The 8,638-nt window shown below is 70.3% G+C and carries 10 protein-coding genes; 3 read left to right on the top strand and 7 right to left on the bottom strand.

Going from position 1 to position 8,638, the window contains the following annotated elements:
- The coding region (locus tag VFB40_RS27185) for a GMC family oxidoreductase (protein ID WP_324855657.1) at positions 1-977 on the top strand (977 nt) is incomplete at its 5' end.
- Positions 978-1,045: 68 nt separating this feature from the next.
- Here the strand turns inward: VFB40_RS27185 and VFB40_RS27180 are convergent.
- The 3 genes from VFB40_RS27180 to VFB40_RS27170 all read right to left on the bottom strand — a co-directional run bounded on the left by VFB40_RS27180 (position 1,046) and on the right by VFB40_RS27170 (position 3,082).
- The gene (locus VFB40_RS27180; protein WP_324855655.1) at positions 1,046-1,471 is read right to left on the bottom strand and encodes an SgcJ/EcaC family oxidoreductase; all 426 of its coding nucleotides are present in this window, start codon (positions 1,469-1,471) and stop codon (positions 1,046-1,048) included.
- Between the two features lie 67 nt (positions 1,472-1,538).
- Positions 1,539-2,423, bottom strand: coding sequence for an SDR family NAD(P)-dependent oxidoreductase (locus VFB40_RS27175; RefSeq protein WP_324855653.1), 885 nt, complete (start codon positions 2,421-2,423; stop codon positions 1,539-1,541).
- Positions 2,424-2,437: 14 nt separating this feature from the next.
- Positions 2,438-3,082, bottom strand: coding sequence for a carboxymuconolactone decarboxylase family protein (locus VFB40_RS27170; protein ID WP_324855651.1), 645 nt, complete (start codon positions 3,080-3,082; stop codon positions 2,438-2,440).
- Between the two features lie 270 nt (positions 3,083-3,352).
- On the opposite strand from VFB40_RS27170, the gene VFB40_RS27165 reads away from it, so the two are divergent.
- Positions 3,353-4,309, top strand: a complete 957-nt coding sequence (locus VFB40_RS27165) for a hypothetical protein (RefSeq protein WP_324855649.1) — start codon at positions 3,353-3,355, stop codon at positions 4,307-4,309.
- 66 nt (positions 4,310-4,375) lie between these two features.
- Here the strand turns inward: VFB40_RS27165 and VFB40_RS27160 are convergent, their stop codons facing one another.
- From VFB40_RS27160 to VFB40_RS27145, 4 genes are all read right to left on the bottom strand, one after another.
- On the bottom strand, positions 4,376-5,260 hold the full coding sequence (locus tag VFB40_RS27160) for a maleylpyruvate isomerase N-terminal domain-containing protein (RefSeq protein ID WP_324855647.1): 885 nt from the start codon (positions 5,258-5,260) through the stop codon (positions 4,376-4,378).
- 64 nt (positions 5,261-5,324) lie between these two features.
- Entirely contained in the window at positions 5,325-6,167 is an 843-nt protein-coding gene (locus tag VFB40_RS27155; protein WP_324855645.1) for an SDR family NAD(P)-dependent oxidoreductase, read from the bottom strand.
- A 66-nt stretch (positions 6,168-6,233) separates the two neighbouring features.
- Positions 6,234-7,565: an ABC1 kinase family protein gene (locus tag VFB40_RS27150; protein WP_324855643.1), complete on the bottom strand. Its 1,332-nt coding sequence runs from the start codon at positions 7,563-7,565 to the stop codon at positions 6,234-6,236.
- A 134-nt stretch (positions 7,566-7,699) separates the two neighbouring features.
- Positions 7,700-7,936: a hypothetical protein gene (locus tag VFB40_RS27145; RefSeq protein WP_324855641.1), complete on the bottom strand. Its 237-nt coding sequence runs from the start codon at positions 7,934-7,936 to the stop codon at positions 7,700-7,702.
- Between the two features lie 315 nt (positions 7,937-8,251).
- Between VFB40_RS27145 and VFB40_RS27140 the strand changes: the two genes are divergently transcribed.
- Positions 8,252-8,638: biotin carboxylase N-terminal domain-containing protein (locus tag VFB40_RS27140; RefSeq protein WP_324855639.1), on the top strand; the 387-nt coding region annotated here is incomplete at its 3' end.

Below are 8,638 nucleotides of genomic sequence, written 5' to 3'. Positions count from 1 at the left end.
ACCGGCGCGACCTGCTGACCCGGGTCTCGACCGCGATGTCGTACCTGTGGCCAGCCGCCGGCCGGGAGAACCTGACGATTCTGCCGCGGGCCTTCGTGGACCGGGTCGTGTTCGAAGGCAACCACGCCGCGGGCGTGGCGGTGGCCGTCGACGGCGGCGGATTCCAGACGGTCCGCGGCCGGCGCGTGGTGTTGGCGGCCGGCGCGGTCGCCACGCCGGCGATCCTGCTGCGTTCGGGCATCGGACCCGCCGACGATCTGCGCGCGGTCGGCGTGCGGGTCCGCGCGGATCTGCCCGGCGTGGGCGCGGGGCTGACCGATCAGCCGCGGATCGGCGTGTTCATGACCCCCAAGCCGGGCTACGAGAACGAGGGCAAGTCAACCGGGCAGATCGTGACCCGGACCACCGATCTGCGGTTCAACGACCAGTACTTCGCGATGGTCAACCGCTTCGACCTCACGCACCACTTCCCCGAGCTGCGGCGGGTCGCCGGGGCGAAGGCGGTGTTCGGCGTGATGGTCGTGCTGCGCCGGCAGCATTCGCGCGGCCGCGTCAGCCTGGTGTCGGCCAATCCCTATGACGCCCCTGTCGTGGACCTCGGGTACCTGTCCGACGAGCGCGATTACGCCCTGCTCGCCGACGGCGTCCGGGGCTGCTGGGAGCTGGCCAGCTCGCCGAAGATCTTCGACAAGGGCGAGCAGCTGGTCGCGGTGGACGAGCGCACCATCTACGACGACGAGGCCTTGCGCGGCTACATCGAAAAGGCCGTCGACAGTGCCTACAACCCGGTGGGCACCACGCGCATGGGACCGGCCGCCGATCCGTTGGCGGTCGTCGACCAGCGCTGCGCGGTGCACGGGGTGGAGAACCTCCGCGTCGCGGATGCGTCGATCATGCCCAGCATGGTGTGCGCCAACACCCACCTGTCCGTCGTCCTGATCGGCGAACGGGCGTCCGCGCTCCTGCGCGAAGACTGACCGAACCGCACAAAGGCTGTGGCCCCGTCTCCGAGTTCGGAGACGGGGCCACAGCTGTATCAGAGCTATCACATGGGTCGGCCGGCAGGGCGGACCGAGGGGCTGTTGCTGTAGGCCGCGAGCAGCCACTTGCCGTCCCGCTTGGCGAGCACCCAGGTGGCGAATACGGTCCGCTCCGGCGGGGCCTCGGTTTCACCGGGGGCCAGCACGCCGGTCCGGCTGATGACCACGGCCGCCTCGTCGTTGAGGAACCTGACGTCCAGCACCTCGTCTGCCGCCCTCGTGCCCTTGAGCGGCCCCGCGAACGAGTGCCCCATCGCGGCGCGGATCTCCTCGCGCGACTTCATGTACACACCGGGCAGGATCGAGCTTGCGTTCTCGAGGTATTCGGCGACGAAGGCGTCCGCGTCTCCGTCGTTCCAGGCGTTGTAGACGCCCTCGAGAACCTCGAGGACGGCGGCCTCTTCCTTCTTCTGGTCTTGGGTGATCGTCACGATGGTTGCCTCTTCTCGCTTGGTGGGAAGGACCCGCGGCCGGCCGGTCACGGCGGCCGGCCGCGGCTTACGGGGTCGGGAAGAACGTGGTGATGAACTTCTCCCAGGCCCGTTCGCCGAACAGCACGCGCTGCGGCCGCAGCAGCCGCACCGGGATGCCGATGCGGTAGCGGATCCGGGGCCGCGGCACGGTGATCGCCTTCTCGATGACGGCGGCGACGTCGCCGGAGCGCAGGGACAGCCGGCCGCGGCCCTTCGGGTGCTCGACCTCGCGATAGGCACCGTGCCAGACGACGAAGCGCTCCCAGAAGTCGCCGTAGGGGTCGTCGTCGCCGGCGGCGGACCCGGGGGCCAGGCCCAGATCGCCCACGGTGGTCGGGACGAACGCGCCGAGGATCGGCGAGGGCTCGACGATCACGACCTTGATGCCGAACCGGGCCACCTCCAGCCGCAGCGAGTCGCCGATCGCCTCGAGCGCGTGCTTCGTGGCCTCGTAGTAGCCCCGTCCCGGGGTGGCGAAGAGCCCGAAGATCGAGGACATGATGACGATGCGGCCTGCGCGTTGCCGCCGCATGCCGGGCAGGACCAGTTGCGTCATCCGGGACAGCCCGTAGACGTTGGTCTCGAACTGGCGGCGCACGTCGTCCATCGGGGTCTGCTCGATCGTGCCGTTGAGGCTGTACGCGGCGTTATTGATCAGCACGCCGACCGCGCCGTGCTCGGCGGTGATCCGCTCCACCGCCGCCGCCATCGACTCCTCGTCGGTGACGTCGACACGCAGTGTGGTGATGCCCTCCTGAGCCAGGTCCTTGAGACCGTCCAGGCTCCGGCCGCTGGCGTACACCGGCCATCCGGCGCGGTGCAGTCGCAGCGCCAAGGTTCGCCCGGTGCCCGACGAGAGCCCGCTCAGGGAGGAGACGCCGGTGATCAGGACCGCACGGGACGGGTCCATATCCGACCCCTGCTTCAGTCGGTCGGGCCGGCCGCGGCGGCCGCGGCGGGCTCGGCAGACCCGGAGTCCTGCGGCAGCTCCTGCTGGGAGATCCGGCTCTTGGTCACCGTGGTGCCGAGCCCGAGGCCGTCCACAAGGCGGGTGATGAAGTTGAACAGCGCGGCGCAGAAGAACGCCTCGAGCAGGTCGTCCGTGCTCCAGCCGGCGTCAAGGGCGTGCTGCCAGTCCTCGTCGGTGATCTTGTAGGCGTTGCGGCTGAGCTTGGTCAGCAGCCGCAGCAGCACCTTGTGCCGCTCGTCCACCGGGAGGTCGTCGGGCGACCGGGCGGTCTCGATCGCGTGCGCGAGCTCCTCACTGCCGCCGAAGACCTGGAGGAAGAAGTTGTGCGTCCCCACGCAGTAAGGGCACTGATTGACCTGTGAGGTCCAGGCCGAGATCATCTCCCGGGTCTGCCGGGGCAGCTTGCCGTGGTTGAAGACGCCGTTGTACCCGGCCAGCATGGTCTCCAGCAGCTCCGGCTGGGAGGAGGTCAGGCGGAACATGTCGGGCACGAAGTTCAGCCCGGTCACCTGCTTGGCCCGCTCGTAGAGCTCTGCCAAACGCCCGGTCGCGTCCGCCTCGTCGATCAGGGGGACACGGACCCCCGAGTTCGGATCCATCTGCACGCCTCTCTTCTCTTGGGCCGACTGAAGGAAATCGTCGGCGTGAGCGCAGGCGGGCGGCTACTCCGAGCGTGCCCTCGCCGCCCCGCGTGGGCGTTGTCGCAGCTGGGGCCGGGTGATCGGGCCTTCGTCGGCAATCCGCGCCGGTTCTCCCGGCGCCGGCTCGAGCAACCTCGAAGAAGCCGTTTTGTCGCTGTTCACGGACACTGACCGCGTTGTCGCAAAACCTCCCCGCTGATTCGGCGCCTACCCGACGAGGAGACCACGTTGAGCGCAACCGCCCTCGAACCCATCGACGCTCCAGAACGCACCTCGCTGTTCGTCGACGGCCGCTTCCCGCGCCGCCGCGCCCTCGTCCTCGCGCTCAGCTTGCTCGGCGGGCTGCTGGTCGCCTACGCGTGGTCGGCTCAGACCGCCGACGACCGCATCGGCTTCAACACCGCGGACGCCCTGCTCGGCCACGACGCCAACAACACTCCGATCACCGGGATCGCCACCGGCATCCTGTTCGCCTTCGTCACCGGCCTCGCCGGATCGTTCACCGCCTGCAACGTCGCGGTGTTCGGCGCGGTCGGTCCGCTCGTCGGCCGGGCCGCGACCCGGCGCGACAAGCTGCGCGCCGCAGTGACGCCGCTGGGCTGGCTGGCCGTCGGCATGATCCCGGTGTCCGCGGCGTACGGCGCGCTCGTCGGCTTCATCGGCACGCGCATGCCGCAGTTCTCGACCGCGGTGTCGCACGGGATCTCGCCGCGTACCGCACAGTCGATGATCACGTTCGGCACCGTCGGCCTTGTCATGATCCTGATGGGCTTGGCCGCGCTCGGCCTGGTCCCGGACCCGTTGGCCGCCGTCTCCCGCCGGTTCCGCAACGCGCCGCTGGTCCTCATGGGCGCGCTGGTCGGGGCCTTCCTCATCGGACGCCCGTATCCGCTGTTCCGCGACATGTTCCGGCACGCCGCCAGCACCCACAACCCGCTGTACGGCGCGACCGCCTTCGCCCTGCAGTCGGTCGGGAACATCATCGTCATGTCTACGCTGTTCCTGGTGCTGTCCTTGGGGCTGGGCAGCCGGATCCAGCGCTGGCTCAATGCCAAGCCGGGCCGCGTGAGCACCGTCACCGCCGCGGCCTTCATCATCGCCGGGGCGTTCACGGTGATCTATTGGGACGTCCGCGTCCTCGGCCGGCTTCACTACATCTGGTTCCCGACGCCTCCGTGGAATTGAGCGCTCACGGAACCGTGGAAGTAAGCACTCGTGGGCCCGGCGGCAGGCTGCCGCCGGACCGACGCGTCAGGGCATCCGGACTTTGCGCATGAAAGCCGGCAGCAGCCACGGGCGCCGGCCAGAGATGCGCACCGCGCCGCTTAGGGCCGCGCGGACCGGGCTGACCCGGTGAAACAGCATCAGGTTCAAGGCCGCAGGCCGAAACCAGACCCGCACGTCGGCCCGGCCGGACGGCTCCTCTGCCCGGGCCACGCCGTCCTCGAGGACGAGCCGCGCCGGCACCGTGTGGGCCGAGCGGAACTCCACCGCGATGCTGCCGCGGCGGACCGGGCGGTCGTCGTCCAGCAGGCGGCCGACGCCGTTGCGGGCGATCTCGACGATGAACAAGTCGAAGAAGAGGGCTGCTTCGTCGTCCGGAATCCGCCACGGGGCCCGGATACCGCGGGCGATGTCCCGGCCGTGGATGTGCAGCTCGTTCATCATGTGGGCGAAGATGCCGGCCAAGGGCAGGCGGGAACCGCCGAGCCAGTCCACGAGCTCAGCCGGATCGTCGGCGGCGGTGCGGTCGAGCAGGTCCCGGATCGACGAGCGCAGCCGGGCGACCAGCGTCGCCGGGTCCCGTTCGGTGAAGGCACGCAGCTGCGTGGTGTTGAGGACCGCGGCCAAGTTGTCGACCGTCGTGGTCGGCATGTGTGCCCGCACTTCGGGGATCGGGACCGGCCGTCTCGGGCCGGCGGTGCCCAGGACCGTGTAGTTCCAGGCGACGCCGGTCACGTGCGCTGCCGTTTCGGCGACCGACCAGTGTTCGGTGGCGCGCGCCGAGGGGTCGGGCACGGATTCCACCAGGGCCGCGAACCGCTCGGCGCTGGCCTCGAGGGCGCAGCGGACGGTCGACCACTTCTCTCGGGTGACGCGGGTGGCCGCCGCCGCGTGCGTCAGCGTGTCCGCCATCGTTGCGCCTTTCCGCCCGGTCCGCCCGGGCTCGACTCGAGAAGATCCGGCGGCCGCGGCGGGCTCACGGGGCGGGGAACTGCCGCGCCACGAACTTGTCGAAGGCTGCGTCGGGCAGCAGCCGGCGCATGCTGAGAGCGCCGCGCGCGAGTGTGCCGACGGGGTAGCGGGCCTTGGGACTCTCGGCCAGGACGGCGCGCCGGATCGCCTGCGCCACCTGTTCCGGCGTCGCCGCGTACCGGCCCGCGGTGCTCTTGCCCTCGTGGACCTCGATCGCCCACGCCGCGAGTTCGTCGTAGAAATGCTGGTAGGCGCTGCCGGGCCGGCCGGCGAACTGCATCATCGCGGTCTCGAAGAACCGGGTGCGCACGGTCGCCGGCTCGATCAGCGCCACCCGGACGCCGAACTGCGCGACCTCCAGCCGCAGCGCGTCGCCGTAGGCCTCCACCGCGTGCTTCGTGGCCTGATACAGCCCGCCTCCGGGCGGCGAGAACCGCCCCAGGACCGAGGAGAGGAACACGATCCGGCCGGCGCCCTGCTCGCGCATTCCGGGCAGCACCAGCTGGGTCAGGCGCACGGCGCCGAACAGGTTGGTCTCGAACAGGGCGCGCGCGGTGTCCAGCGGGACGTCCTCGACCGCGCCGTGCACGCCGGTACCTGCGTTGTTGACCAGGGCACCGACCGCGCCGTGTTCTTCGGCGATCTGTTTCACGGCCGCCGACGCCGATTCCTCGTCGGTCACGTCTAATCGCAGGGTTTTGATGCCGAGCTGCGCCAACGGCGCCAGCGCGTCAGTGTCCCGGGCGGAGGCGTATACCGGCAGGCCCTCCCGGTGCAGCAGCAGCGCCGTGGCGCGGCCGATGCCGCTGGAACAGCCGGTGATCAGTACGGCGCGGGAGATCGCCATGTGCCAGATCCCTTCTCCTTCGAGGCCGCCGGCCCGACGCCGGCGACGACGGCCTGTAGCGCTCGTTCAGCCGGGCAGCGCGACCCGGTGCTCCCGCGGCATGTTGCGCCGCCGCAGGACCGGGACGGCCTCAGCCTGGAAGTCGAGGCCGCTGTCGAAGTCCTTGATCATCCCCTCTATGACCAGCAACGACAACAGCGGGAAGGCGAACTCCGGGGCCGGGAACAGGCCGAAGCGGCGTTGCAGGTCGAACAGCTTTCCGGCGAAGCGGGCCAGGTCGAACTGGCCGGACTTGGCGCCGGAGGCCTCCGCGACCAGCTTTGTCAGGGCACTGCGGAAGCCGTCGAGATCGCAGTCCCCGGCTATGTGCGCGGCGCTCTCGATCACGATCTGCGCGCAGGTCCAGCCGTCGCCCATCGCCATGTTGATGAAGAAGTCCGCGAAGGACCGGCGGATCGGGTCCGGCAGCCGGATCACGAAGCCCGCGTCGAGCATCACCAGGTCGGCGCGCTCGCCGAAGTACAGGTTGCCCGGGTGCAGGTCGCAGTGCACCACACCGTCGATGAACAGCATCTCGTAGACTGCGGCCAGGATCGCGCGCACGACCTGGCGCCGGGTGCCGGCGTCCAGGGCGCCCGGTTCGAAGCGCCGCAGCCCACTGATGTATTCCATCACCACGGTCTCTGGCGTGCACAGTTCGGGCAGCGGCTCGGGGATGCGCACATTGCCGAACCCGGCGAGGTTCGCCCGCAGCTCGGCCAGGGCCGCGGCCTCGGCCGCGAAGTCGAGCTGCCGCAGGATCGCCGAGCCGACCTGCTCGTGCATCACCTTGAACGGCATTCTCCGCAGTTTCGGAACGCTCCCGAGCGCGCCCATCAGGGCCCGGGCCAACGCGAAGTCCCGCTCCATCACGGGCTGGATCCCGGGCCGGCGCACCTTGACCGCCACCCGGCGGCCGTCCAGGGTCACGGCCTCGTGCACCGTCGCGATACTGCCGCAGGCCACCGGCGCCCACCCGAATTCGCGAAACGGCCAGGGCCTGTCGGCATAAGCGGCCCGCACCGCCCGCCGGATCCGGCGCGGGCTCGGCGGCGGCGCCGAGTCGGTCAGCCGGCCCAGCGGTTCGGTCAGCTGCGGCGGGAGCAGGTCCCTGCGGGTGCTCAGAAGCTGGCCGATCTTGATGTAGGACGGTCCGAGCCGAGTCAGCATTCCGACCCACCGCTCGCCGTTGCGCAGACCGCCCCTGCGGGCGGCGCCACGGCCGCGGCCTACACCGAGCAGGCCGCCGGACGCGGACGCGGCGAACAGCAGGCCGTATCCGAACACGGTGACGCCCACGCGCGCGGCGCGCAGCACCAGGCCGGCCGGTCGCAGCACAAGGCCCTTGGTCTCGCTCAAGATCGCCCCCAAGTCATGGTCGGTCTCCCGGCGGGACGCCGCTGTACGGGGATCATCGCGAGCGCCGGGCGGCTCGGGCTTCTTCCCGCGTGCCCAACGCGGCGGCCCAACGAAGCAGGTCCGGTCGGCAACCGTCACACCGCTCCCGCATCGTCGGCGGCCAGTTCCGCCTCCCAAAGCCGCTCATGGTGCGACAGTGCCGCCGTCGACGCCGCCAGCTCCCGGCCCGCGCGGACGGCTGCGGAAGAAGGATCACTCGGTGCCCCGCAGCCGTCACCCGAGTCCGTGATCGGGGTGGCGCGCGCACCGAGGCCGAGGAGAGTCAGTCCGGTTAAGACGTACTTCAGCAGCCAGAGCAGTGGCGTGCTCACAAATATCAATATTCTGACTGGTTTCACCTGGACCCGCCTCGCGTCGTGATGTCTCACTCCGGCGGCCCGCTTCCGCGGCGCGGTTGCGGACACCGCCACCGTTGCACGCATGCGGGCGGACGGCTTCTTTGAAGATGCCGCAGTAGAACGGGCGGATCAGGGGGCCGAACGTCGTGGGCAACCACGAAGACATTCCGCCGACTCGGCCCGGTTACCGTGACCTCGTCGGCCGTTCCAGGACCGACTCTGTAAACGCCCTGTGACGATGCCCGTCGTGTCGCCGCGACCGGCCGCTCACGAGGAAGGGGCCGGCCAGTGTTCAATCGTGTCGCCATCGTCAACCGCGCAGAGCCCGCGATGCGGCTCATCCACGCGGTCCGGGAACTGGGCGCCGACAGCGCCGCGTCGATCAAGACCATCGCACTGCACACCGATGTCGACCGCGACGCCGCCTTCGTGCGGGAAGCAGATATCGCCTATCACCTCGGCCCGGCCGGGAACCGGCCCTACCTGGACTTGGCAGTCCTGGAGCGGGCATTGCGGGAAACCGGCGCGGATGCGGCCTGGGTCGGCTGGGGCTTCGTCGCCGAGGACCCGGCGTTCGCCGAGCTGTGCGACCGGATCGGCGTCACGTTCGTCGGCCCGAGCGCGCAGGCGATGCGCAAGCTCGGCGACAAGATCGGCGCGAAGCTGATCGCCGAG

It is taken from the genome of Actinocrinis sp. (assembly GCF_035650855.1).
Taxonomy (GTDB): Bacteria; Actinomycetota; Actinomycetes; order Streptomycetales; family Catenulisporaceae; genus Actinocrinis.
Note: the sequence above shows the minus strand (reverse complement) of the source record. Positions and strands in the feature narration are given on the sequence as shown.